At 53.8% G+C, this 24,791-nt stretch carries 23 protein-coding genes; 14 read left to right on the top strand and 9 right to left on the bottom strand.

Annotated features, from left to right (window positions below):
• Window positions 1-7 precede the first annotated feature (7 nt).
• The 3 genes from K9G39_RS03435 to dxs all read left to right on the top strand — a co-directional run bounded on the left by K9G39_RS03435 (window position 8) and on the right by dxs (window position 3,940).
• On the top strand, window positions 8-1,450 hold the full coding sequence (locus K9G39_RS03435; protein WP_292003534.1) for an alpha-amylase family glycosyl hydrolase: 1,443 nt from the start codon (window positions 8-10) through the stop codon (window positions 1,448-1,450).
• 37 nt (window positions 1,451-1,487) lie between these two features.
• On the top strand, window positions 1,488-1,913 hold the full coding sequence (locus K9G39_RS03430) for a secondary thiamine-phosphate synthase enzyme YjbQ (RefSeq protein WP_292003533.1): 426 nt from the start codon (window positions 1,488-1,490) through the stop codon (window positions 1,911-1,913).
• A 95-nt stretch (window positions 1,914-2,008) separates the two neighbouring features.
• Window positions 2,009-3,940 (top strand): 1-deoxy-D-xylulose-5-phosphate synthase, encoded by a 1,932-nt coding sequence (dxs, locus tag K9G39_RS03425; RefSeq protein WP_292003532.1) that lies wholly within the window; start codon window positions 2,009-2,011, stop codon window positions 3,938-3,940.
• Here the strand turns inward: dxs and K9G39_RS03420 are convergent.
• The 3 genes from K9G39_RS03420 to K9G39_RS03410 form a co-directional block, all read right to left on the bottom strand.
• Entirely contained in the window at window positions 3,919-4,395 is a 477-nt protein-coding gene (locus tag K9G39_RS03420) for a phosphatidylglycerophosphatase A (RefSeq protein ID WP_292003531.1), read from the bottom strand. The genes dxs and K9G39_RS03420 overlap by 22 nt on opposite strands.
• Window positions 4,396-4,398: 3 nt before the next feature.
• Window positions 4,399-4,995 (bottom strand): CDP-diacylglycerol--glycerol-3-phosphate 3-phosphatidyltransferase, encoded by a 597-nt coding sequence (pgsA, locus tag K9G39_RS03415; protein WP_292003530.1) that lies wholly within the window; start codon window positions 4,993-4,995, stop codon window positions 4,399-4,401.
• 158 nt (window positions 4,996-5,153) lie between these two features.
• Window positions 5,154-7,544 (bottom strand): Smr/MutS family protein, encoded by a 2,391-nt coding sequence (locus tag K9G39_RS03410; protein WP_292003648.1) that lies wholly within the window; start codon window positions 7,542-7,544, stop codon window positions 5,154-5,156.
• A 160-nt stretch (window positions 7,545-7,704) separates the two neighbouring features.
• Between K9G39_RS03410 and K9G39_RS03405 the strand changes: the two genes are divergently transcribed.
• From K9G39_RS03405 to K9G39_RS03370, 8 genes are all read left to right on the top strand, one after another.
• Window positions 7,705-8,424, top strand: coding sequence for a pyridoxine 5'-phosphate synthase (locus K9G39_RS03405; RefSeq protein WP_292003529.1), 720 nt, complete (start codon window positions 7,705-7,707; stop codon window positions 8,422-8,424).
• 14 nt (window positions 8,425-8,438) lie between these two features.
• Entirely contained in the window at window positions 8,439-9,131 is a 693-nt protein-coding gene (rdgB, locus tag K9G39_RS03400; RefSeq protein ID WP_292003528.1) for an RdgB/HAM1 family non-canonical purine NTP pyrophosphatase, read from the top strand.
• Window positions 9,128-9,979, top strand: coding sequence for an undecaprenyl-diphosphatase UppP (uppP, locus tag K9G39_RS03395; protein WP_292003527.1), 852 nt, complete (start codon window positions 9,128-9,130; stop codon window positions 9,977-9,979). Before rdgB ends, uppP begins: the two co-directional genes overlap by 4 nt.
• Before the next feature lie 502 nt (window positions 9,980-10,481).
• Entirely contained in the window at window positions 10,482-11,342 is an 861-nt protein-coding gene (locus K9G39_RS03390; RefSeq protein WP_292003526.1) for a PHP domain-containing protein, read from the top strand.
• Window positions 11,343-11,441: 99 nt separating this feature from the next.
• The gene (locus tag K9G39_RS03385; RefSeq protein ID WP_292003525.1) at window positions 11,442-12,236 is read left to right on the top strand and encodes an ABC transporter permease; all 795 of its coding nucleotides are present in this window, start codon (window positions 11,442-11,444) and stop codon (window positions 12,234-12,236) included.
• 4 nt (window positions 12,237-12,240) lie between these two features.
• Window positions 12,241-12,975, top strand: a complete 735-nt coding sequence (locus tag K9G39_RS03380) for an ABC transporter ATP-binding protein (protein WP_292003524.1) — start codon at window positions 12,241-12,243, stop codon at window positions 12,973-12,975.
• 21 nt (window positions 12,976-12,996) lie between these two features.
• Window positions 12,997-13,875 (top strand): MlaD family protein, encoded by an 879-nt coding sequence (locus K9G39_RS03375; protein WP_292003523.1) that lies wholly within the window; start codon window positions 12,997-12,999, stop codon window positions 13,873-13,875.
• A gap of 10 nt (window positions 13,876-13,885) precedes the next feature.
• Window positions 13,886-15,025: a serine hydrolase domain-containing protein gene (locus tag K9G39_RS03370; protein WP_292003647.1), complete on the top strand. Its 1,140-nt coding sequence runs from the start codon at window positions 13,886-13,888 to the stop codon at window positions 15,023-15,025.
• Window positions 15,026-15,066: 41 nt separating this feature from the next.
• Here the strand turns inward: K9G39_RS03370 and K9G39_RS03365 are convergent, their stop codons facing one another.
• On the bottom strand, window positions 15,067-16,995 hold the full coding sequence (locus K9G39_RS03365) for an FAD-dependent oxidoreductase (RefSeq protein ID WP_292003522.1): 1,929 nt from the start codon (window positions 16,993-16,995) through the stop codon (window positions 15,067-15,069).
• 127 nt (window positions 16,996-17,122) lie between these two features.
• Between K9G39_RS03365 and queG the strand changes: the two genes are divergently transcribed.
• Complete coding sequence (gene queG / locus K9G39_RS03360) at window positions 17,123-18,130, top strand: tRNA epoxyqueuosine(34) reductase QueG (RefSeq protein ID WP_292003521.1); 1,008 nt, start codon at window positions 17,123-17,125, stop codon at window positions 18,128-18,130.
• A 120-nt stretch (window positions 18,131-18,250) separates the two neighbouring features.
• Here the strand turns inward: queG and purH are convergent, their stop codons facing one another.
• On the bottom strand, window positions 18,251-19,828 hold the full coding sequence (purH, locus tag K9G39_RS03355; protein WP_292003520.1) for a bifunctional phosphoribosylaminoimidazolecarboxamide formyltransferase/IMP cyclohydrolase: 1,578 nt from the start codon (window positions 19,826-19,828) through the stop codon (window positions 18,251-18,253).
• 951 nt (window positions 19,829-20,779) lie between these two features.
• On the opposite strand from purH, the gene K9G39_RS03350 reads away from it, so the two are divergent.
• Window positions 20,780-22,123 carry a hypothetical protein gene (locus K9G39_RS03350; RefSeq protein ID WP_292003519.1) on the top strand — a complete coding sequence of 448 codons (1,344 nt, stop codon included), beginning with the start codon at window positions 20,780-20,782 and terminating at the stop codon, window positions 22,121-22,123.
• A 41-nt stretch (window positions 22,124-22,164) separates the two neighbouring features.
• Window positions 22,165-23,004: a hypothetical protein gene (locus K9G39_RS03345; protein WP_292003518.1), complete on the top strand. Its 840-nt coding sequence runs from the start codon at window positions 22,165-22,167 to the stop codon at window positions 23,002-23,004.
• A gap of 193 nt (window positions 23,005-23,197) precedes the next feature.
• On the opposite strand, the gene K9G39_RS03340 is transcribed toward K9G39_RS03345, so the two are convergent.
• From K9G39_RS03340 to K9G39_RS03325, 4 genes are all read right to left on the bottom strand, one after another.
• Entirely contained in the window at window positions 23,198-23,431 is a 234-nt protein-coding gene (locus tag K9G39_RS03340; protein ID WP_292003517.1) for a hypothetical protein, read from the bottom strand.
• A gap of 37 nt (window positions 23,432-23,468) precedes the next feature.
• The gene (locus tag K9G39_RS03335; protein WP_292003516.1) at window positions 23,469-24,350 is read right to left on the bottom strand and encodes a UbiA family prenyltransferase; all 882 of its coding nucleotides are present in this window, start codon (window positions 24,348-24,350) and stop codon (window positions 23,469-23,471) included.
• Window positions 24,351-24,465: 115 nt separating this feature from the next.
• Window positions 24,466-24,684, bottom strand: coding sequence for a hypothetical protein (locus tag K9G39_RS03330; protein WP_292003515.1), 219 nt, complete (start codon window positions 24,682-24,684; stop codon window positions 24,466-24,468).
• Window positions 24,668-24,791: transposase (locus tag K9G39_RS03325; protein WP_292001562.1), on the bottom strand; the 124-nt coding region annotated here is incomplete at its 5' end. The genes K9G39_RS03330 and K9G39_RS03325, both read right to left, overlap by 17 nt.

Raw genomic sequence — 24,791 nt, 5'->3', positions numbered from 1 at the left:
TCCATTCATGTTCCCACTGGTATTCGAAATCAACACACGGGTCTGGCTCCGGAAGCTGAGCGACAGACACAACAGAAAAATCACACTTGCAACGGTTCCCGACGAGGAATTCCGTTTTTTCAGCGAGTGTGGATTCGATTACGTATGGCTGATGGGCGTCTGGCAGCCAAGCCGCTACAGCAAGGCTATCGCCACGGGACACCCCGGGCTCAGAACCACGTTTCTTGAACACCTTGGAGCCGTCGATCCGGACGATATCGTATCCTCTCCCTACTCCATACCATCCTACACGGTCAACAGCGCGCTCGGAGGAGAAAAGGAGCTGAAAGCATTTCGCGAAAAACTCGGGCTTTCCGGCATCAGGCTCATGCTGGATTTTGTACCGAATCACCTTGCCCTCGACAACAGGTGGCTTCCCGAACACCCGGAATATTTCATACCCATCTCTGCCGATGAGCAGCGTCACGACCCGGAATCATGCTTCGAATATGCGGAAGGAAAATACCTTGCTTACGGCAAGGACCCTTATTTCCCTCCCTGGACCGATACCCTGCAGTTGAATTACGCCAATCCCGGCACACACGAAATGATGACCGGAAATCTCCTGACCATCGCCGGCCAGTGCGATGCCGTGCGTTGCGATGTCGCCATGCTTGTCCTGAAGAACGTATTCAATACAACCTGGAGCAATCTGAGCGGTCCCATGAGCGATGAGTTCTGGACAACCGCAATAAAAACCGTCAAGGATCATCACCCTGATTTTCTTTTTCTCGCTGAATCCTACTGGAACAAGGAGTGGGAACTGCAGCAGCTCGGATTCGATTTCACCTACGACAAGCCCTTCTACGACTATATTACCCATGTGCCGGCAAACATCGAAAAACTCATGGGACATATGCAGGCGCAATGGCACTACCAGAAACACCTCTGCCGCTTTCTCGAGAACCATGACGAACCCCGCGCAGCGGAAAAAATGGGCCTGAACAACAGCGCCGCCGCACTGGTGATGCTGACCTCGCCCGGCATGCACCTTGTGCACCAGGACCAGATGGAAGGGTTCAAAAAGAAAATTCCCGTGCAGCTGCTCCTGCAGGCCGAGGAAAAAGAGCACCCCGAACTGCACGCACTCTACCGTGAACTTTTCGCTCTGCAGAAAAGGGCGGTTTTTCAGGAAGGACGCATCGAGTGGCTGCACCTGAACGCATCGAACTCATCCTACTGTTTCGGATACCACAGGTTCACCGAAAATGAACATGCATTCGTTATCGCCAACTTCAGCGTTACCGGTATCGAGATTGCCTTCAGCCACCCTGTGCTGCTGAATCTCGCTTATGAAGGGATAAACCTTCTGAGCACTGTCGAGGGCGACAAAAAAAACAGCATGCATCTGGCTGCCGATACCCTGCATATCATGCTTGCCCCGCATGAAGGGGTGGTTATAACCTGCTGATTTTCAAAAAACCTGTCAACCTGAAGAGGACGACTTGATGCAGATCATCACAAAAACCATTTCGGTGAAAACCGTGAGCCCTGTCGAAATCATCGACATCACTGCAGAAATCAGAAATGCCGTAAGCAGCTCGGGCCTTCGGAACGGAACAGTCACAGTCATCAGCCGGCATACCACCGCCTTCATCAATATCAATGAAAAGGAAGAACACCTGCTTGAGGATATGGTAACCTTCCTCAAGCGGCTGGTGCCGCGTGACGGTAACTACAGCCACAACATCAGCCCGATTGATGGTCGCGACAATGCCCACTCACACCTGCTCGGTCTCTTCATGAACACATCCGAATCGATACCCTTTTCAGGAGGTGACCTGCTGCTCGGCCAATGGCAATCGGTATTTTTTATCGAGCTTGACGGCCCGAGACCCGAACGTACGGTTCTTCTGCAGATTTCCGGTATCTGAAACCGCAGCCCGGAAGCGGAACCGGGAAAAGATTTGCCGGGTTACTATAGGAATATGGGACAATACCCGTAATCATCAACAGATAAGGTAACCACATGCCAGATTCAGTAACGCTTCCCGCCCTTAGGGGAACACCCCTCCTTTCGGCAATTCAGTCGCCGGATGACCTTAAAAAACTTTCGATTCCGGAACTTCAGCGGCTTGCCGGAGAGTGTCGTAAAGAGGTAATCGATCTGGTAGCCGAAAACGGAGGCCATTTCGCCTCAACGCTCGGGGTTGTCGAACTGACCGTCGCCCTCCACCACGTCTATAACACGCCTCATGACAAAATCATCTGGGATGTCGGCCATCAGGCCTATGTACACAAAATCCTGACCGGCAGAAGAGAGCGTATGCACACCAACCGGCAGTACGGCGGTCTTGCAGGTTTCCCGAAAATGACGGAGAGCCCGCACGACGCGTTCGGCACCGGGCATGCGTCCACTTCCATTTCTGCAGCCGCCGGACTGGCTGCCGCCCGTGATCTGGCGGGAAGCGACGAAAAGGTTATTGCAGTGATCGGCGACGGCAGCATGACCGGAGGAATGGCGTTCGAAGCCATGAACCACCTCGGCGACCTGAAAAGCGATGTCCTGGTAATTCTCAACGACAACCAGATGGCTATTTCTCCCAGCACCGGGGGCCTGAAAACCCATCTGATCAACATCACGCTCAACAAGACCTACAACCGTACCCGCAAATTCATCTGGAACTCCATTTCACTCCTGAACAACGAGTTCGGTGATGCCGCGAAAAACGCGGTAAGAAAACTCGAGGACGGCTTCAAGGCCGCCTTCACTCCGGGAGCTTTTTTCGAGGCGCTCGGCTTGCGCTATTTCGGCCCTATAGACGGGCACAACATGGAACAGCTGGTCAAGGCGCTCCGGGAGATGCAGGCATTGCCCCATCCGAAACTGCTCCACGTCATCACGACCAAAGGCAAGGGATTCAAGCCTGCCGAAGACAACCAGAGCAAATGGCACGCCCACAGCGGAGGATTCGACAGGGTTACGGGCATAACGCCGAAAAGCAACGGCAAACCGCAGCCTCCTAAATACCAGGAGGTATTTGGCGAAGCCCTGGTGGAACTTGCCCTGAAGGACCCGCTCATAACAGCCATAACCGCTGCCATGCCGAGCGGCACCTCTCTGGATCTCTTTCAGAACGCCCTGCCGAATCGCTTCTACGATGTCGGCATTGCGGAAGCACATGCCGTCACCTTTGCCGCAGGTCAGGCGACACTGGGGTTCAAACCGGTCTGCGCCATCTACTCCACCTTTCTTCAGCGCGCCTACGATCAGATAATTCATGATGTGGCGCAGCAAAACCTTCATGTGGTGTTCGCCATCGACCGTGCCGGGCTTGTGGGAGAGGACGGGCCGACCCACCACGGATCGTTCGACCTTTCCTACCTGCATGCTGTTCCGAACCTTTCGGTAATGGTACCGGCCGATGAACAGGAACTGCGAGACATGCTCTATACGGCACTCTATGAAATCAGCGGACCGGTAGCGATCCGTTACCCGAGAGGCAACGGGAGAGGCATCACACTCCGCAAAACCTTTACGCCGGTCGAGAACGGAAAGGGCGTCCTTCTGCGAGAGGGATCGCAGATCGCCCTGCTTTCTGCCGGTCCCCTTACCGGCATGGCTCTCGAGGTGGCCGATGCACTGCAAGAAGAAGGACTTAAGATTTCAGTCGCCAACATGCGTTTTCTCAAGCCGCTGGACAGCGCACTTGTCGAAAAACTTGCCGAATGCTCAACCCACTTTGCCGTTATCGAGGAAAACAGCGTCATCGGAGGCATGTCGAGCGCGGTCATCGACTGCCTCAACGAAAAAGGGATAGCGCGTCCGGTACTGAAAATCGGCCTGCCCGACCGGTTTATCACTCACGGCAGCATGCCGGAGCTCTACCGGGAGACCGGCATGACCGCCGAAGCCGTACTGAAAAGGATAAGGGAGTTCTACAGCGGCATTCCGGCCTGAAAAAACGCGGCAGCACCGAGAACAGCCCGAACCGAGAGATTGGCCAGAATGCCGGCGAGCAGATCGTCTGCCATGATGCCCCACCCTCCCCGAAAGTGCTGAACCTGGTCGACAGGGCCGGGTTTGGCGATATCGAAAAAACGGAAAAACAGGAAACCAAGCAGCACGGCAAGGGGAGTTGCCGGAAGCGCGGCAAGGGCGAGCCACTGACCGGCAAGTTCATCGATCGTAACGATAGAGGGATCCTCTCCGTATTCCTCTTCCATGACCCCTCCCGACCAGACGCCCGCAGCGGCAGAGAGCGCAACGGCACAGGTGGTAAAAAAAACGTCCTGAAAAGCCGGAAAACCGAGATAACAGCACACGGCGACAAAACTCACCACAGTGCCGGGAGCAAACGGAAAATAGCCGAGACCGAGGCAGGTCGAGAGTGCTCTGGCAAGCATCATTCTCATAACCTACCGTTCCCTCCCGGAAGGACGAATGGAAACATTCCAGTTTGCCACAAGGTAGGAAACTCCGGTGTAAACGGTAAAAAGCGTAACGGCAAGCATGACATGGTCGAGGTAATCGGACTGGAGAACCCGTTCGATGGCCTTCGAAAACCGGCTGCCGAAAAAAACCTTCTCCTTCATGAGAAGCAGCACCATGATTACGTAAGCAAACAGGTTCTGGGCAAGCGTTTTATACTTGGCCTCACGGCTGGTCACCACCGGACGATCCATGAATTCCGCATAAACCCTGAGCACGGTGATGAGTATATCCCTGACAGCAACCAGAATCACCATCCAGAGCACAAGATAGCCCATATGAACATAGAGCAGAAATGCCGCGGTAATGAGAAATTTGTCGGCAAGGGGGTCGAGAAACGCGCCAAGCCGGGTGGTTTCACCGTATTTGCGGGCATGGTAACCGTCATAGGCATCGGTAATGGAGGCAACGGCGAAAACGATCCCCCCCATCAGCTTCAGCCAGGGATCCTCCTGCAGAAGCAGGGCAACAAAAACCGGAACCAGCACGATGCGAAGCATGGTCAGCTGGTTCGAAACCGTCATTTGTAAGGTAAACTGTTCTTTCACCCTGTTTCGTTTGGTTTAAACGATCCCTGACGGCTGTGAACCGGCAGAGGAGCGTGTGGGGGAAAAATCTTCTGTCTTTTAAGATAAAGCATCATCGGATGTTTTTCAACAAGCCCCGCAACCATAAAAAAACATTATCCTTTCAGCTCGACGACGGTAACTCCTGCACCACCCTCCCCCCACTCGCCGAGCCGGAAACGTTCGACCGCCTTGTGCTGCTGAAGACACTCTGTTGTCCTGCGGCGCAGGGAGCCTGTCCCCTTGCCGTGAATGATGGTTGCCGTTCTTATACGGTTCATGCTCATCCGGTCGAGAAACCGCTCGACTGCGGCGATTGCCTCTTCCCCGGTCATGCCCCGAAGATCGAGGGTCGTCGATTCCACATCGGTGCTCACCGAAGTCCATGACGCCTTCTTTCGGGAAGCATGAGGCTCCCGTTCCATCTTTCGGGCACCGGTTTTCGAGATCTTTTCAAGACTTTTCAGGCTTGTGGTCAGCCGAAAATTGCCGCAAAGGATAACAGCACTTTCTGCATGGAGCGATTCGACCTCTCCGGTGGTATTACTTTCACGAAACCGCACCAGATCACCGACAAGGATCTCATCTCCGGACTCCGTTTCGACACCCTTATCTTCTCCTGCAGCTTTTTCGCCGAGAGTGAGCTGTTTTTTATGCATATCGAGCTTTTTGCGTGCTTCGACAACCGCCCGATCAACGGAAGATGCGGTTTTAAGCTCATGAACGATACCGCGAATCTCCCGACGCGCGTGCTCGACCTCTTTATGCATTTCGCGAAGACCCCGGCTTTTCAGCTCCCGTCGCTCGGCCGAAAGCTCGCCGCGAAGTGAGGAAAGCTCCACCTTCTCCGTTTCGATGAACTGCCTCTCCTTACGGAGATGGGTCTGCATCTCACGATTCTCCTCCATAAGACATTTCAGGTCGTCGAGCATCCGCTCTACCCCGAGATGCTCGCTCTTCATGAAGCTCTCCGCCCGCTTCACAACTGCCGGAGAAAATCCCAGGCGCTGCATCATGGCAAAAGCGAAACTGCTGCCGGGAACACCCTTGATAAACCGGAAAGTCGGCTGAAGCCCTTCGCGGTTGAACTCCATCGCTCCGTTGACCACCCCCTCCCGTTCATGGGCGAAAGCTTTCAGTTCCCCGAGATGGGTCGTTACAATCGTCATGGCGCCCCGATGGAGGAGCTCCTCTATCACGGCTTTCGCTATAGCTCCTCCCTCCTCGACATCGGTGCCGGAACAGAGCTCATCGATAAGCACAAGCGAGTTACTGCCGGCCGATTCCATAATGCTCCTGATTGCAGAAAGATGGGAACTGAAGGTGGACAGATCGTTTTCGATCGACTGTTCATCGCCGATTTCGATGGCAATCGAGCTGAAAAGAGGAAAAACCGAACTTTCGCTGCATGGCAGCAGGTAGCCGTGCGAAAGCATGCAGCAGAGCAGCCCTGCAGTTTTCATGGCGACCGATTTTCCTCCGGCGTTCGGCCCGGAAATCACAAGCACCTGCTCGTCAGGTCCAAGATCGAGATCGAGCGGGTACACTTCGGCCTGTTTCATCCTGTGGGATATCAGCAGCCAGGGATGGTACCCTCTGACGATGCGCAGCTGCCTCCGGGAGGCGATTGCCGGCAGCACTGAACCGGTCTCGACGGCAAGCTTCGCTCTGGCGTAGATGGTATCGAAAGCGGCAAGAATTTCCTGATTGTGGCGAAGATTCTCAAGTTCCGGACGGATCAAGGCAGACACTTCGCGCAAAATGCGTTCGATCTCCCGGCGCTCACTGATTTCGAGTTCCTGAATCCTGTTGCTCACGGTGAGGGCTTCAGCCGGTTCGATAAACACGGTCTGGCCGCTTCCCGAATAGTCCTGAATATAGCCGGGAACCTTGTACTTGTACTCGACCCTGAAACCAAGCGTGAGACGGCCGTTCTTCATGGCTACGGTATCGTCCATCAGCCAGCCGTTCTCAAGACAGCGGCGGAGAAGGCGTTCCATTTTTTTCTGCAGGGCGATGCGGCTCTCCCGCAGTTCGCTGCGGATCATCTGCAGGCCATCACTGGCACTGTCCCTGATCCCACCCTTTTCGTCGACAACGCTGCTGATGGTGAACTGCAGGGTCTTCTCGAGCCAGAGCCTGATGCAGAATTCATTCAGGTGCGGATAGATTTCCCTGTTGGCGAACATGAACTTGCGAAGCTCGGCCGATGCGCGAAGCAGCCGATGAATATCCAGAAGCCCGGAAGCATCGAGATAGCTGTCGAGCACATCGAGATGCTCGAGCAGCGGCCGGGTGTCCGGCAGCGAGGAATAAGGAAGGGCGTACCCTTCAAGCAGAAAATTCCGGAGTTCGAGGACAAGCTCAAGCTCCCCGGTAACCACATCGATTCCTTCAAGCGGCCGGGAGGCGAGCAGGAGGTCGCGCCCCATCGGGGAAAGACAGAACCTTGCGGTATAACCGGCTATTCTGGTAAATTCAAGTTTATGCAGCAGTAATTCGTCCATCATACATACCGGTTCATTTCATGAAACCCGGACTCTGAAAACAGCCGGGAGGATTGAAGATAATCCATCGTTTTTGACATTTGCCACCGAACTCGTTACTTTTGCTGAATCATTTTCACAAGATAACAGCTTTACCCGACGAAATACAGAACAGCCCGTCATGAGACTCTCCGTCAATATCGATCATATCGCCACACTGCGCAACGCCCGCAATGAATTCGACCCCGATCCTGTCGAAGCAGCCCTTCTGGCCGAAAAAAGCGGAGCGGCTGGCATCGTCTGCCACCTGCGCGAAGACCGCCGCCATATCAGGGACAACGATCTTGAACGGCTGCGTCGGGCGGTGACAACAAAACTCGACCTCGAAATGGCCATGACCGACGAGATGCAGCTGATAGCCCTGAAAACAAGGCCGGAACTGGTTACCCTGGTGCCCGAAAAACGCGAAGAACTTACCACTGAAGGCGGATTCGACATCGCGAGGCACTACGAAACGCTCGTCGAATTCATCAAGCCCCTGAACGATGCCGCTATAGCCGTCAGCATCTTTATTGAACCCGATCATCATGCAATCGATCTTGCCCGGCAGGCCGGAGCCGATATGGTAGAACTGCACACCGGCATCTATTCTCTGAAGGAGACCGAGGAAGAACGGGAGAAAGAGCTGGAAAACGTCCGACATGCCGCCCGTTACGCCCGTTCGCTCGGCCTCTCGGTCGTTGCCGGCCACGGCCTGAATTACCGTAACGCGGCACCGTTCAGCCGCATCGACGATATCGAGGAGGTCAGTATAGGACATGCCATCATCGCCAGAGCGGCTTTTACCGGACTGGAAAACGCCGTGAGGGAGATGCTCGTGCTTCTCGGGGGCGATGCATGAGCGGCAGCGGGTCCATGAAAACAATACCGGTCGTGCTTGCAACCGGAAACCCGGACAAGGCAAGAGAGCTCCGGCCGATGCTGGAACAGGTATCGCCGCTCTTTTCCGTGCACGCTCTTTCCGACCTTGGCATCACAGAGGAGATCGAAGAAACGGAAACAACGCTTTCTGGCAACGCGCTCCTGAAAGCCGACGGGATATTCGCACTTCTTGAACAGCGCTTTGCGTTCTTCATCACCATGGCAGACGATACCGGCCTCGAGGTCGATGCCCTCGGCGGCCAACCGGGAGTACTGTCGGCACGCTTTGCACCAGTTCCCGAAGGTACGAAACCTTCCTATGAAGACAATATCCGCCACCTTCTCCTCCGAATGGAGGGCATGGAAAAGAGAACGGCACGCTTCCGGACGGTAATAGCTATCAAAGGACGCATTTCGTCAGGAGGAAAAGCCATCGGGTTCCGCCATACCGCCGAAGGCGTAGTTGAAGGGTTCATAACCAAAGGAAAAAAAGGAGATCAGGGATTTGGCTATGACCCGGTATTTCATGTAAATTCAGCGGGAAAAACCTACAGCGAAATGACCATAGCTGAAAAAAACATGATCAGCCACCGATCCCTGGCCCTGCGGAAAGCCTCGGCAAAGCTTTTCGAAATCATGAGTACGCACTGTTCTTCCGGAAACCAAGACATCCCTCCAGGCATATGAACCTGTTCGAAGCTGTCATACTCGGTATTGTCCAGGGACTGACCGAATTCCTGCCTATCAGCAGTACCGCGCATCTGAGAATCATTCCTGCCCTTGCCGGATGGAAAGACCCTGGAGCCGCGTTTACCGCCATCATCCAGATCGGCACCCTTGCTGCGGTGCTCATCTACTTTTTTCGTGACATAACCTCCATCCTGCGCGAAGTGGTGCAGGGCATCCTGAAGGGAAAGCCGCTCGACACACCCGAAGCGAAAATGGGATGGATGATCGCAGCGGGAACGCTACCTATCGTAGTTTTCGGGCTATTGTTCAAAACCGAAATCGAAACATCACTCCGTTCGCTTTACTGGATCAGCAGCGCACTTATCGGGCTTGCACTGCTGCTTACCGTTGCCGAAGGGCGGGTAAAAAACCGTCTCCGGGAGGGGCTCGGCATGAAATCCATGGAGGAGATCGGCTGGAAAGAGGCGCTTCTGATTGGTCTTGCCCAAAGCATTGCGCTGATACCCGGCTCGTCACGCTCGGGAGTGACTATTACGGGAGGACTGTTTCTGAACCTTTCGCGCGAAGCGGCCGCCAGGTTCTCCTTTCTGCTTTCGCTGCCTTCGGTCTTTGCCGCCGGAATTTTCCAACTCTATAAAACCAGAAACGAGCTGCTCTCCTCTCCGGACAACCTGATCGCCATTCTCGTTGCCACCCTGGTATCCGCCGTGGTCGGCTACCTGTCGATCGCCTTTCTGCTCAACTACCTGAAAAACCACACCACGAAAATCTTTATCCTTTATCGTCTGGTACTCGGCACGGGCATTCTGCTCATGCTTGCATCCGGTATGCTTCCTGCGACCTGAGTGGCAGCAGATGGCCGGCTTGCCGGCAGGGGACCCAATGGACGAAAAGAAACTCGCCACTCGTCCGCACAAGTGACAAAAGGAACTGCAAGTACCTCAGGGATGAACACAGTCACACTCTTTCAACCCCGAGCCTCCGGCTCACCGCTCACCGCTCACCGCCCACGGCTCACACTCTTCAACTCCCGTCTCCTGCCTCCTGACTACTGACTACTGACTACTGACTACTGACTACTGACTACCGACTACCGACTACCGACTACCGACTACCGACTACTGACTACTGACCACTGACTACCGACCACTGACTACCGACTACCGACTACCGACTACCGACTACCGACTACCGACTACTGACTACCGACTACCGACTACCGACTACTGACTACCGACTCCCCCGGCAACTTTTTACCGCTGAAAATAATTCTGATTTGTCTTGAGAGGGCGGGATTTTTTTTCTTATATATAAAGAATTTACTAAACCAAAATCAACCATTCAGCCATGCCATACCGCTTGGAAAGCGTAGGGCAGAATGGCTTTGAAAAAGCAGACTTACACATACATACAAAATGTTCGGACGGAATCTTCTCTCCGGAGGATATCGTTGCCAAGGCAGCGCTTTCCGGATTGGCGGCAATAAGTATTACTGACCACGATTCTGTTTCAGGTATTGACAAAGCAAAGCCATCAGCCTTAGCAAAAGGCCTCGAACTCATTCCGGGAGTGGAAATGAGTTCAACCTACAAGGGTTATGATATTCATATCCTTGGTTATTTTTTTGATTACAGGCATTCCGAGCTGAAAATCTATCTCGACCACTGCCGTCACCTGCGTACCGAAAGAGCCGAGCGCATGGTGGGCAAGCTGGCCAAAATGGGTGTAAAGATCGGAATCGAGGAGATTATCCTCAAAGCCCAGAACGGAAGTGTCGGAAGGCCGCATATCGCCGCGGTGCTTCAGGACGGCGGGTATGTGAAAAGCTTCAGCGAAGCATTCAGCAGGTATCTGGGAGCGCACAGTCCGGCCTACGTCAAAAGCATCGAAACGCATCCGGCAGATGTCATCAGGCTTATCAACGAAGCCTCGGGGCTCTCTTTTCTTGCCCATCCGGCCCAGAACATACCCGACGAGATCCTTAAGCAGCTGATCACGTTCGGACTTGACGGCATCGAGATTGTCCATCCTTCGCACGATACCTACAAACAGAACTACTACCGTGAGATCGCCAATGAATATTTTCTGCTCTTTTCCGGCGGATCTGATTATCACGGCCTGAAAGAGAGGGACGACGAGACCTTCGGCACCATTACCATCCCCTACGAATGGGTAACAAAGATGAAAAGCCGGCTGGTAAAGAGTTGAACAGACCGGTCATTGGGGTATTATGCAAAGATTTGCTATTATCAGATCAAATTTCAGGGCTTCCCTCCGGAATGAGGGTCGCCTCATGACCGAATATCTATGCCCTTAACCGTCATACGCTCTCTTGAAAAAGACCTCTCACTGAAAGCCAAGGAGTTCCTCCTCACCATGCAGGAGTTCTTTCTTTTTTCCCTGAGAGCGTTCTTCACCCTGCCGAAACTCAGGCGCTACTGGCGGGACTTCCTCGATCAGGCCACCATCTGCGGTACCGATTCCATTCCCATTGTGCTTGTCAGCGCCATATCGATCGGCTCGCTGCTTGCCATCGAGGTCGGCAACCTGCTTGAGGATTTCGGCGCAAAAACCATGCTCGGCCGTTCAACCTCGATTTCGGTTATCCGTGAACTCGGCCCCCTGCTCATGGGACTCATGCTTTCGGCCCGGTTCGGCTCGCGCAACGGCGCAGAGCTTGGAGCCATGCAGATTTCAGAACAGATCGACGCACTCAGGGCTTTCGGCACCGATCCGGTGGCCAAACTGGTCATGCCGAGGCTTGCAGCCGCGCTGATCATGTTCATCCCGCTGACTGCCCTTTCCGATTTTGCCGGTCTGCAGAGTGCCGCATATCTGGCCGAACACTATCACCACCTCGATCCGGGCATTTTCTGGAATGCGGTCTATCCACGTCTCGGACCGAAAGATTTCGTCGTCGGGTTCGCCAAGGCGCCGGTATTTGCCATCATCATCACCCTGGTAAGCAGCTATAACGGTTTTATTGCAAAAGGCGGCACCGCCGGAGTCGGGCGCGCCACCATCAAGGGCATCGTCGTTTCCTCGGGACTTGTGCTCATTGCAAACTTCTATGTATCGAAGATAGTACTGGAAAACATGTAAGAAGATGATTGAACTGCGCAATGTCACGTTGAAATACGGAGAAAAGGTGATCCTGAAAAACGTGTCCCTCAGCATCCGGGACAACACCATCAAGGCGATCCTCGGCCCGAGCGGCGTAGGAAAAAGCACGATTCTCAAGCTCATGCTCGGCCTTATCAAGCCCAACAGCGGCCATATCATTGTTGACGGAACCGACATCACGAACCTGAAGGAAACCGAGCTCTACCCGATCCGCAGAAAAATGGGCATGGTCTTCCAGGGCAATGCCCTTTTCGACTCGATGTCCATAAGCGAGAACCTCGGATTTTTTCTCAGGGAAAACCTGAAGCTGCCCGAAGAGGAGGTTCAGCAGAGAGTCGCCGAACAGATAAAGTTCTCCGGCCTCGAAGGTTATGAAGACCAGCTTCCCGAAAATCTCAGCGGAGGAATGCGCAAACGGGTAGCCATCGGCCGTGCACTGATTTTCAAACCGCACATGATTCTTTTCGACGAACCGACAGCAGGACTTGATCCGGTAAGCTCGAAGCGCATTCTGCATCTCATCAGCACGCTTCAGCAGTCAAGCAACCTCGGTGCGGTAATCGTGACACATATCATCGACGACGTTTTCAGCATTGCAGATCATGCCGCCGTGCTCTATCAGGGAGAGATCATTTTCGACGACGAAACGGAAAAACTGCACCGGTCGGAGCACCCGTTCATCCGTTCGATCCTCTCCGACAAGATCCTCGAACTTTAACATCAAGAGTTAACTACCTGTATGAAAAATCCGAATGCACTGAAATGGAGCGATTTGAGAACCGGCATCTTTTTTCTGCTCGGGCTTGGATTTGCTGCCTATCTCGGCCTGGTGGTCGGCAAAAACAGCAGTCTCTTTACCGGCGTAACGACCATCAAGGTTCTTTCCCGGGATGTCCAGGGTCTTGCCGAAAATAACTTCGTATCCGTTTCCGGAAAAAAGATCGGTACGGTTTCAAAACTTGACTTCGTCACCAACAACGACTCGCTCTTCGTTGTCGCCGAACTCAGGCTGCGCAACGAGTTCGCGGTGCTCGTCACCAAAGACGCCAAGGCAACCATCCGCTCGCTGGGCGTGCTTGGCGATAAATATGTCGATATCATAACGGGAAAAGGCCCACAGGTAAAAAACGGAGACTTCATAGCCCTTGATGCAGAGGACGGAATGGCGGAACTTACCGGAGGCGCCAACGATGCCCTTGCGAAAATCAATGAGCTGCTCGACAAGATCAACAGCGGCAAGGGGGTAGCCGGAAGACTGGTTTCCGATGAAAAAATGGGTGCCGAGCTTGCCGAAACAGTCAGCAGCCTGAAAAGCACCTCAGCGGAGCTGTCTGCACTTTCGAAAAAAGCATCCAGCGGCAACGGGCTGCTTCCGAAACTCATCAACGACGGAGAACTTGCGAAAAACACCCAGGAGACCGTCTCCCGCCTGAACAAGGCGGCCGAGAAAACCGAGGCACTTATGGCCAAGCTGGAGAGCGACCAGGGTACTTTCGGCCAGCTGCACTCCAATCCGGCCCTTTACAACAACCTGAACGAGACACTTGCTTCACTCGATTCGGTACTTGTCGATCTGAAAAAGAACCCGAAACGGTACGTCAAGTTCTCGGTATTCTGAGAATATGAACATGGGTATCCGCTGGACACTCTCCGCGCTGCTGCTGACGCTGTGTGCAGTGATCATAGAACCCCGGCCGGCAACCGCTACGGACTTCAGGCCGCTTGAAGAAATTGCGCAGCAGGCTGTCAGTGACGGCGTCTTTCCCGGCACGAGTATCGCCGTGATCCACCGGGGCAGGGTTGTGTTCCACCGGGCATTCGGCCGGCAAGCCTACAGTCCCTCTTCACGCGTTGCCGATACCACCACCATCTATGATCTCGCCTCGCTCACCAAAGCCGTCGTCACCACCGGCCTCGCCATGCAGCTCGTGGAGCGCGACTCACTCGATCTCGACGCGCCGGTCGCACGGTATCTTCCGAAATTCGGCTCACGCGGAAAAGAAAAAGTCAGGGTGCGCAACCTTATGCTGCACAATTCGGGATTGCGGGCGCATACGCTCTTTCACAAAACCTGCAGAACCCCCGACGAGGTGTTCCGGGCAATAGACGCAGACACGCTGCTCTCGGCACCCGGCACCAAAACCCTCTACAGCGATCTCGGCTTCATCACGCTCGGACGCATCGTTGCAACAATTACGGGAAAGAACCTCGAAGCGAACTTCCGCCAGCGCTTCGCCATACCGCTCGGCATGCGCCATACCCTGTTCAATCCGCCATCGATCCTTCTCGGCTCTATCGCGCCGACGGAACAGGATACCTCCTGGCACTTCGAAACAAAACGGCCACTCGTTCACGACCAGAACGCCGCGCTGCTCGGCGGGGTCGCCGGCCATGCCGGACTGTTCTCCACAACCGGAGATCTCGTCCCTTATGTCCTGATGCTGATGCAGAACGGATCCTGCAAAGGGAAACTCTACGCCAGACCTGAAACAGTGCGGAGGTTCACTTCGAGAAGCGGAAGGGATTCGAGGGCTCTCGGATGGGATCTGCGTTCTATCGAAGGCTCATCTTCAGCCGGAACGGCGTTTTCCGCCTCCTCATGGGGACATCTCGGCTTCACCGGCACCAGCATCTGGGTCGATCCGGAAAAGGATCTCGCCGTCATCATGCTCAGCAACCGCGTCCACCCATCTTCGGATAACATAAAAATCCGCAAGTTCCGTCCCCTGCTGCACGACACCGTGGTACGCTGCATATCCGGGCATTAATAATGCAGGGAGGGGCACAGCATGCCATGCCCCTCCCTGCATTATGCGAAAATCCCGTCCATCGGTACAATGGGCAGTGCCGTCGGCTTCAGCGACTCCCTGCGGAAAATCCCGTTGGCCGCCATGCGTCCGGTAAATGCCGCAGCTTCCATGAGAAAAACCGGTGCATCGACCCGCACCCAGTCGCCGGCGAGGAACAGATTGGAAATCGGGGTCTCGACGCCGGGCCGCCCGGCATGATCTCCCGGAGCCCACCGGGTGAAGTTGGACTGCTGCATGTAGAGTTCATGCAGGATCGTCGCCCCCTTTGTTTCAGGAAACATGTGATACAGTTCCTCCTTCATGGCCGCCCTGACGCTCTCCTCCGGCTTGACGTCTTCGGGAGCGATGGCATAGGCGTGCAGCTCGACGACACATCCCCCCCGCTTTTTAGCCCACGAGATGAACGGCTCCTGGAAGTCGGAGTAGATGGACATGGAGTCGGTGTAGGTATACCCTGAAACCGTATAGAAAGGGAATTCAGCGCCAACCAGCGGCCTGTCGAGCCAGAGCCGGTAAACCGCATATGGGTCGGCCTCTCCGAGCGAGGCGACGGCGGATTCAAGCGTCGCCATGCCTGATCCGGAACCGAGCACCAACTCCCTCGTACCTCTGACGTCCGAAGCTACAACACAATAATCCGCAGGAAGCACCTCCCCCGAAACGCCGGGAGCTGCATTCGAAGTCCGAAACACCAGAACGCCTCCCTCCTCGACCACGTCGAGTTTTACAAGCGGAGCCTCGGGCGGTCCACCGACAGGATTACCAGCAGTATCGAAGCGACCTGCATGACAGGGACAGTAGAACCCGCCCGCTTCCGCATCCCAGGTGACCGGACATCCCATGTGGGTACACCGCGCGTCGAACGCCCTGATGACGCCGCCTTCACGCGAAGCGATAACCGGTACGCCCGTATCCGTCTGCAGCAGCGCCCAACCGCTTTCAGGAACGCGTGCCTGGCCGGTCTGGCGAAATACGTCGCTGCCCGCACCGCCCTGCAGCTCCACACCGCTCACCGTTCCGTTCGCAGCAACCAGCTTTACCGCTCTCCTCCCTTTTATGATCGTAACGCCAAGCTCTTTCAGCTTCGATTCGAGCGGATCGATGAGAGCCGTCATGCAATCGCGGTTGGTAATCCGGAAAGCCAGTCCTTCAGGGCTGCCCATAAAATAGAAATGGAAATACCGGATAGCCTCGGCAGCAGAAAGAACCTCGGAACGGTTCATGGTGGCATCGGCGAAGGGGTGCAGCACCGTATCGATAAACGCAGGAAGAATCCCGCCCTCTTTGCAGTAAGTCATGAAATCGATTCCATCGTACAGCCTGAAGGTATTGCCGTAATCGTACCGGAACATGCCGATCACCGGCCGGAGCCCCTTGTACTCTTTCAGAATCGAAATGATGTCGAGCGAACGCGACTGCCCGACCACGGAGAGGACATTGAATGGAAACCATTTAGGCGTCTGCCCGTACACCTCCGCCGGTCTCTGTCGGAACAGCACGGGATAACCAGGAGCCGGGTCGAACACGTTACTCTTGACCCCGGCATAGGCGAACATCTCGTTCAGATTATAATACTGGTCGAAAAAGCCGTGAAACCCGTGCTCCACAGGAAAGCGCTCGCCAAGTGCATCGAGATTCCATCCGGTCAGTTTTCCTCCAAGCGAAGGAGACGCCTCGACCAGCGTAACCCTGAAGCCGCGCCGGGCAAGCTCCAGCGCCGAACTGATGCCGGCAAGTCCGCCGCCGATCACAACGGCGTTTTTTGGTGCTCCAAGACGCTCCCCTCCCTCAGACGGCTCCCCCCCTGACTTGTAAAACTCCTTTCTCGGCTGATAATAGCCAATCGCTCCGCCAGCGACAGCCATGGTAACGCCAGCACCGACACCTGCTCGTGAGAGTACTGTTCTGAGAAACTCGCGACGTTCCATACAAAGAGGATAAGTATGATCCGAAATGGATCGGTTGGAAAATAAAGCAAAGTGTATATTTAACGATAAATAGTAACTCTGGCAACCATTGCCGCACTGGAAACGGCAAACGCAGAATATAATAATCATGCGCCTGCCCGACGAAAACCCTGCGATCGCGATCCGCCGCGAAGCCCAGCGGATCGGTATTGCATCCATCGGATTTTCGCCGCTCCAGCCCCAGGAAAAAGCGATTGCGCGCATCAGCGGCATGATAGAGGAAAAACGGCATGGAGAAATGCGCTATCTCGAAACCGGAATATCGGAACGCGCCGATCCTTCGCAGCTTCTGCCAGGCGTAAAAACCATTATCTCCGCAGCGCTCTGCTACAACAGGCCTGAATACCATGCACCGGCACCCGGAACCGCACGCATCTCACGATATGCAGTCATCGACGACTACCATCGGGTAGTACGAAGTAAACTCGAAGAGCTGCTGACCTTCATCCGCACGATCTACGATGATCCGGTACAGGCCGTCATAGCAGTCGACAGCTCGCCAATGCTTGAAAAAGCATGGGCTGAAAGCTCAGGAATCGGAAAAACCGGAAAAAACACACTGCTCAACACAACCGTATCCGGCTCATACGTCTTTCTCGGTGAACTGATGATCGACCGCGAAATTCATGACGCCGCACAAAAGCTGCCCAACCGGTGCGGAGCCTGCAGGAACTGCATCGAAAGCTGTCCGACAGGAGCACTCCTCGAACCGGGAAAAATCGACGCACGCCGATGCATTTCCTATCTGACCATCGAGCTGAAACGGGAGTTCACCCCGGATGAATCGCGGATGGTGGGCGACTGGCTGTTCGGCTGCGACCTCTGCCAGGAGTCCTGCCCCGCGAACGAGTCACGAAAACCTGCACCCGAAGGGCTTTTCACCTTGAAAAAGGAGCTGCTCGCCCTTACGCCGGACGACATTCTGAGCCTCACCGGCTCCGGCTTCCACAGGCTTTTTTACGGCACGCCCGTCTACCGCATCGGCCTCAGGCGGCTTAAACGCAACGCAAGGGCCGTGAAAGAAAATCTGTCGTCAAGCGCCTCAGTTCAGGCTCCGCAGAAGCGCGACAGCGGTAGCGCAAACGGCGAGCAATAACGCCCCGAGCAAAAAAAAAGCTACCCATTCAGGATAGCTTTTTTCGGTGCAATCTGCATTACCGGCTGCATGTTCCGTTCCTCTCGGCCAAGCCCCGTACAGGGGCGCGAGTATAAAACGTCAGTGCTTGAAATGCCTCATCCCCGTAAACACCATGGCCAGATTGTTGGCATCGGCGGCCTCGATCACCTCGTTGTCCCTGATGGAACCGCCCGGCTGGATCACCGCGGTCACACCGGCCTCTGCGGCGGCAAGCAGGCCGTCGGCGAACGGGAAGAACGCATCTGAAGCCACAACCGAACCGTTCAGGTCCAAACTGACCTCCGAAGCCTTCCAGCGTGCGATCTTCGAAGAATCGACGCGCGACATCTGCCCTGCACCCACACCGTAGGTCTGACGGTTCTTCACGTACAGAATGGTATTCGATTTGATATGCTTGCAGATCTTCCAGGCGAACATCAGGTTGGAAAGCTCCTCTTCGGTAGGCTGACGTTTGGTTACCACCTTCAGATCCCCGACGGCAACGATCTTCGCATCGCGTTCCTGAACAAGCATGCCGAAGGGTGTTGACTTGAACTCCCATCCACCTTTCGGAAGCGGTTGTTTCTGCAGCACAAGACGACGATCCTTCTTCTTCATCAGAAGATCGAGCACGCCCGCCTCGAAAGCCGGAGCGATAAGGATTTCGGTGAAAATCTCGTTCACCGCCATGGCAGCTTCCATGTCGAGCGGACGGTTGAAGGCGATGATGCCGCCAAACGGAGCCTGCGTATCGGTCGAGAACGCCCTCCGGTAGGCCTCCACGAGCGTCGGAGCCTGCGCAACGCCGCACGGGTTGGTGTGTTTAACGATCACCACCGAAGGATCCTCCCCGCGGAACTCCTCGATAAGGGATGTTGCCGCGGCGATATCGAGCATGTTGTTGTACGAAAGCTCCTTGCCGTGCAGCTTCTCGAAACAGGCGCCGAACGAACGGCGGCCATCGCTGCCGGTCATTGCATAGAACCCTGCATTCTGGTGCGGATTTTCACCGTAGCGCATGTCGAGCTCCTTGTCGAGCGCCACGAGCATCTTTTCGGCAGCGCCGTCAGCATTGGCGCCTTCCGCGCCGACAAGATATGCCGCAATGGCGTTGTCGTAACGGGAAGTAAGTTCGAACACCTTGCGGGCAAGCATGAGACGGGTTGCACGCTTCGTAGCGCCTCCGCCCGCACGCATCTCATCGAGTACCTGCGCATAATCGGCACTGTCGGTCAGCACGGTCACCGACTCGTTGTTTTTGGCCGCGCTGCGGAGCATGGAAGGACCGCCGATATCGATATTCTCGATGGCGTCCTCGAAGGTTACATCCGGTTTTGCCACCGTAGCTTCGAACGGATAGAGGTTAACGACAACCATGTCGATGAAGCCGATGCCGTTATCCAGTGCCTGTTTGACATGGTCTGCGTTCTCCCTGACGGCAAGCAGGCCGCCGTGGATTTTCGGGTGCAGCGTCTTCACCCTGCCATCCATGATCTCGGGAAACCCGGTAATGGTTGAAATGGAAGCTGCGGCAATACCGGCATCCTGAAGAGCCTTCAGGGTTCCGCCCGTAGAAAAAATCTCGACGCCGAGCCCTGAGAGTTCCCGGCAGAAATCCACGATACCGGTTTTATCGGATACAGATACAAGCGCCCGCTTGATGACAGGATCAGACATGTGCGAAAAATTTATTTTTATCGTTGAACGGCAGATTGTAAAGCCGGAATCTAAGAAAAAATCCCCAATTATTTGAGGCGGCCCAACATCGCGAAGAAGCGCCTGAGATCCGTTAATTCCGGATAAGCATGCGTCTCCCGCTGCCCTCCTTCACCTTCTTTTTTTTATTCTTTACCCCATGCAGTGGGCCCGACTCTGCAACTGCATCACCCCGGATGAATATTATTTCGCCGATTACAAGCGACAAAAGTATTCGACCCGATCCTGTAGAAGTATAATTTCAGAAAGAGATTGACCTGGTACTGAACGAAATGCAGGAAAATATCGATAAAACACAACCTGAGCGGATCATGGCATCAAAATCGCCCTACAAAACCTTTATTTCATTCTAAAAAAAGAACCTGACTCCAGCACTATCAACGTAAACCTTGAAAGGCATGCAATCCGGTAACGGATTACAGCTCCGGGATGCCCGGTTGCTGACGATATCCTTGCATAAACACCAAAGAAGGTCAGAAGGGTTCAAAACAGAAAAAACACAGTAAAAAACACGAGAACCGAAATTGCATTTAGGCTGTTGGCATAGATAAACTGCATGAAAATTCATATATTTTATTATGTGATCCAATGGCGGGACGGCCTTGGGCGCACCCCCTTCCTCCATATCCCCCTATGAGGGTATCCGGTGATTTTCTAACAGGCACCAGATACCTTTATCGATGTAGCTGAACAAGGATGTCTGATGAGTTATTTATAAGTTCAGCAAGGCTAAAGTGAAACATGATCTGAGCGTATTTCCATTATCGGGCAATGCATTAGTTCGTTTGTGATTGTCTTCACCGTTTATTTTTGAACAGCTGCGCATGGTTGTACTTGACACTATCGTCATGCTTGCTCCTCCATGAGCGCAGCATGTACTGAAGCACCCCAACATCAAATGGAGTTTATGGCATGAACTGGTTTAAATGGCACGGCCTCAATCTCGGACTTTTCTGGAAAAGGGTTTTTGGGTTGTTGAGAAAAAAGGCCATAGCTGATGTGCATGAAATCGGCCAGGGAAAGGAAGAAATCATCAGGAACGGATCTCCCTTTGGCCTGGAGATGCATGTTGCGGACAGATACTATGAGTTCTGGAACCAGGACCACAGTTCCCTCCTGAAGATGAACTTTTTTTTTATAGGTATTTTACTGGTTGCCGTGTCGTTCATGTTGAAATCCGCGCTCGGTATTACCCTTCTGTATGACAATTATTTTGAACTTGGAGGGATTATCGTATCGATTGTCTTTACCGGATTGTTTTTATACGAGATGCTGGCCAGAAAAAGCGAAATTCCCGTCGATGAAGAAGATTACAGAACGGCAAAAGAGTGGCTTCATTACATATGTGAAAAAAGCAGGCGACCGATGCCCAGATGGCTGTTCGGCATAATCTTTGTAGGGGTGCTGATAGAGGCGATCGCCATCATCATCGTCATCATCTCCTGGTTCGCAAACACGACCAGAACCCTGGAGCTGTACTTTGGCATAGGACTCGGCACCGCTGTCTCCGCCACCATTGCCCTGACCGTACATCATGCGGGCGAAGCACTCTACAAGGAACATCATCGAAAAGAGATGTGGTCAGCCATAGACCATGAAAGCAAGGACAACAATGACACCGAAAAGCGACTTATCATCAAGGAACTGAAAAAGATAAATCCCTCCATAACATTCAAGAAAAACGGTTTCGTCAGAACATACGGTCCTGTAGTCTGGGCGGTCATGATGATTCTCCTTTTGTCCGTATTCGCTTTTTTTTCAAGGGCAAACCTCAATATGGGCATCATCAACACCCGCACCGCTGCCGAGCAAGTAGAGGATGCCGAATTTTTCTCATCCTCTCCAACAGATGTAACCGCCCCTCAGGCTATTCCGGAATCCGCCAGAATGCAGGCTATGGAGCAAACGGAGGTCAACAGCATGTATGCAGCACTCCTGGCACTGCTGATCATTTTTCTGATCATCAACTATATGGGTGGACTGAGTGGCTACAAGTACAGTTTTTATAACGATACAAGCGAAGACAGTTATAAAACCGTAAAAAAATATGAGCGGCAGCAGGCCAAAAAGAACAAGAAAAACGAAGGAATTGCCGAAATGCGGAAAATCGCCGAAAAAAAGGCCAACCAGATGTTTTCCGTCTATTACCCGCTTCTGATCACGGCCATATCGATGGAGGACATGCGTGACTCGATGAAGGCGGCTCTGAACGAGCGGGGGGTATACCGGATGAAGTCCTATATCGACAATCAGTAGTATCGTGCACGGCATATGCGCACGCCAACACCTCATGAAGTATGAAAAAAACAATACTCGCCATAGGAATTCTGCTCCTGCTCCCGTTCACTTTGTCCGCAACACCATTCCCTAAAACCTCGTATGATGTGTTGGGTAAAAGAAACATGCAGCCGCAACCATCAGCGGCACTGTTTGTGCTCATTGACCAAAGCATCAGTTATGACGACGCAATCAAGACCAAGGCGCTGGAACTGGTCAGCAACTGGATCGCCGCCGGCCGCGCTGTTGAAGTGTATTCATTTTCTTCGGCGCTTCCCGGCAGGTACACGACACGGATAACCGGCGGCAGATTCGACGATGCGCCGTCTGATGCATTCATCGACAATCTGAAACGGAGTGAACGCGAACGATTCACCCTTATGCACTCACGTCAGAGCGTCATCGCCAGAAAAGCCGTTCTCAGCTCAATGATGGAGGCCTTCAGGGGAAGCAAGAACGGCATCTACCATACCGACATCGTGCGTACGCTAAAGGAGATATCCAATTACATACGCAGCTATCCCGCAGGGACGAAAAATATTCTCCTGGTGTCGGACATGATGGAGAACTCGAGCATGACTTCGTTTTACCACAAAGGCAAGGCAAGACTGCTCTATCCCGAAAAGGAGCTGCAGAAGGTCGCCACAAAACAGATGACCGGCAATTTCGGCGGAAAGACAAGGGTGTACATTCTGGGGCTGGGATTTTACAATACCGGCACCGCGCAGACACAGAGCGAACGGTATCTGGATTCTGACCGGATCAACAGTATCGCAGCTTTCTGGCGCGGCTATTTCGCAAGATCGGGCGCTGTTGTCATTGAAACCGGCAAGCCAATGATGTTCGGCACGATACGCTGAAAGTGCCTCAGCATCATGCCGGCAGTACCTTCAGCTTGCACCCGCCGGTTACGGCAAACCCCTCTCGCTCATAAAACCGGAGGGTACTTTGGAACTGCGGAGGCGAAGCCCCAGGCCATGGTTGCGAAATTCGGAACGCACGTTCAGCTCTGGAATGGTGCCGAACACCCCCTCGGCATACAATGCGAAACTTTCATACAGGGCGATGAATCCGGGCAGGCTTTCCTTCACTGCTGCCGGCAACGAACACGTAGTACATTCCCCTATCGGGAAAATCCACGAGCCTCGATGCCATCCCGACAACATCGAAATTGAACGCTTGCTCGCCGATGTTGCTCATGATCTCCTCAAGCAACTCGCCGACCCATGCCGTGACCCCCGGCACATCTTCTGCTGCAGCCTTCCGGATTGTGAATGTCGTACTCATAAAAAATTATCGTAAGGTGTGTGTGAGGTGATGGGGGTTAACTCGCGCAGGTCATAACAAGGCGGATCACGATCACTACCAGAATCATGCCTGTCCCGCCGAGATAAATCCGTCGAATGTCGTTGATCCGGTCGGGAATCCGGAGATTCAGCAAACGACTGACCGAATAAACAACAACAACATCGAAAAGCGCTACCGGTGGAAGATACCACCATTCGAGCCAACCAGACAGGAATGGAACCGTGCTTCCTGCAACAACGACGGAAAAAATGGCTGCGGCCGTTCGCATAGCTGTTTGCGAACCATATAGCACTGCCAGAGATCGGGAACCGGTTTTCCGGTCCCCCTCGACGTCAAGAGCATCCGCCGCAATTTCCTCCCCGAGATCAACTCCAAAGACCATGGCTCCCATGAACCAGACAAGCGGTTCGGAGAGATTCCCGACAGCCACACCTCCGAAAACGAAGGTCATGCCTACCGACACAGCCACCAGCAGATTACCGGCCAGACCATATTTTTTAAACCTCCAATTATAGAGAAACCCCACAAAGCAGACGATACAGCAGATAGCAAATGCTTCCATACCGAGCATCAAGGCCAAACAGCAACCAAGCAAGGCAACGAAGAAAAAAAGCAAAATGGCTTCAACTTTCGTGACAAGACCGGCTGGCAGCGGACGTGCGGGCGCATTGATCCGGTCGGTCTCGACGTCGAAGACGTCGTTGAGAATCAGGGATGATGCGGAAATCAGGAAAAAGCTCAGGAAACCCACGGCGGCCTGCTGCAACGAAGGCATACGACCAAGTGCAAAAAGTTCTGCAAGCAGCACGCATGCACCGGCGGCAAACGACAGTTCAAAGCGGAACAGGCGAAAAATTCCCGTCAGTTTGGTTTCGATTGAGCGCGCCTCTCTTTTCACTTTGCCTGATTTACTGCTTTACTGAACGTTGCAGACCCGGAAGAAAAAAAGCCCCGGCGGATAAATCCGCCTGGGGCACTACGTCAGACTGTTTAAAAAGAAAAGCAACCAGGACTTAAAATATCCAGGCCGCTGTAAGAAACGGGCCGTTGTATCTGACGTCAAGATCGTGCTCACCGGCATCAGGAGCATCGAAATACAACCGCTCGTGCCGATAACCGGCCTTTAACTCCAGTTCGGGCATCGGCGTCCATACTGCCGCCAATTCAAGGCTGTAGTCATAACCGTCGGTTTCATCATACGGGCTCCTCGCTATTTCAAGTGGGTAAGCCAAAATTAAGCTTCCCGCTGATCAGGTAGATCATATTGATGAGATTTTTGGTAGTGCGGTAACCCCGTGCCCGTGCTTTGGCCGCCTGGATGAGGCTATTGATTCCCTCA

Origin of the sequence: Chlorobium sp. (genome assembly GCF_021740465.1) — a bacterium.
GTDB lineage: Bacteria > Bacteroidota > Chlorobiia > Chlorobiales > Chlorobiaceae > Chlorobium.
This window is presented reverse-complemented; position numbering and strand designations above follow the sequence as displayed.

Excerpts from the sequence above, each read along its gene's own strand:
- rdgB (WP_292003528.1), top strand. The coding sequence starts at position 8,439 with ATGAAAACAATACCGGTCGTGCTTGCAACCGGAAACCCGGACAAGGCA.
- K9G39_RS03340 (WP_292003517.1), bottom strand. The coding sequence starts at position 23,431 with ATGAGTACGACATTCACAATCCGGAAGGCTGCAGCAGAAGATGTGCCG.
- K9G39_RS03410 (WP_292003648.1), bottom strand. The coding sequence starts at position 7,544 with ATGGACGAATTACTGCTGCATAAACTTGAATTTACCAGAATAGCCGGT.
- pgsA (WP_292003530.1), bottom strand. The coding sequence starts at position 4,995 with ATGACGGTTTCGAACCAGCTGACCATGCTTCGCATCGTGCTGGTTCCG.
- dxs (WP_292003532.1), top strand. The coding sequence starts at position 2,009 with ATGCCAGATTCAGTAACGCTTCCCGCCCTTAGGGGAACACCCCTCCTT.
- K9G39_RS03435 (WP_292003534.1), top strand. The coding sequence starts at position 8 with ATGTTCCCACTGGTATTCGAAATCAACACACGGGTCTGGCTCCGGAAG.
- K9G39_RS03365 (WP_292003522.1), bottom strand. The coding sequence starts at position 16,995 with ATGGAACGTCGCGAGTTTCTCAGAACAGTACTCTCACGAGCAGGTGTC.
- K9G39_RS03375 (WP_292003523.1), top strand. The coding sequence starts at position 12,997 with ATGAAAAATCCGAATGCACTGAAATGGAGCGATTTGAGAACCGGCATC.
- K9G39_RS03380 (WP_292003524.1), top strand. The coding sequence starts at position 12,241 with ATGATTGAACTGCGCAATGTCACGTTGAAATACGGAGAAAAGGTGATC.
- K9G39_RS03370 (WP_292003647.1), top strand. The coding sequence starts at position 13,886 with ATGGGTATCCGCTGGACACTCTCCGCGCTGCTGCTGACGCTGTGTGCA.
- uppP (WP_292003527.1), top strand. The coding sequence starts at position 9,128 with ATGAACCTGTTCGAAGCTGTCATACTCGGTATTGTCCAGGGACTGACC.
- K9G39_RS03405 (WP_292003529.1), top strand. The coding sequence starts at position 7,705 with ATGAGACTCTCCGTCAATATCGATCATATCGCCACACTGCGCAACGCC.
- K9G39_RS03390 (WP_292003526.1), top strand. The coding sequence starts at position 10,482 with ATGCCATACCGCTTGGAAAGCGTAGGGCAGAATGGCTTTGAAAAAGCA.
- K9G39_RS03385 (WP_292003525.1), top strand. The coding sequence starts at position 11,442 with ATGCCCTTAACCGTCATACGCTCTCTTGAAAAAGACCTCTCACTGAAA.
- queG (WP_292003521.1), top strand. The coding sequence starts at position 17,123 with ATGCGCCTGCCCGACGAAAACCCTGCGATCGCGATCCGCCGCGAAGCC.
- K9G39_RS03350 (WP_292003519.1), top strand. The coding sequence starts at position 20,780 with ATGAACTGGTTTAAATGGCACGGCCTCAATCTCGGACTTTTCTGGAAA.
- purH (WP_292003520.1), bottom strand. The coding sequence starts at position 19,828 with ATGTCTGATCCTGTCATCAAGCGGGCGCTTGTATCTGTATCCGATAAA.
- K9G39_RS03420 (WP_292003531.1), bottom strand. The coding sequence starts at position 4,395 with ATGAGAATGATGCTTGCCAGAGCACTCTCGACCTGCCTCGGTCTCGGC.
- K9G39_RS03430 (WP_292003533.1), top strand. The coding sequence starts at position 1,488 with ATGCAGATCATCACAAAAACCATTTCGGTGAAAACCGTGAGCCCTGTC.
- K9G39_RS03345 (WP_292003518.1), top strand. The coding sequence starts at position 22,165 with ATGAAAAAAACAATACTCGCCATAGGAATTCTGCTCCTGCTCCCGTTC.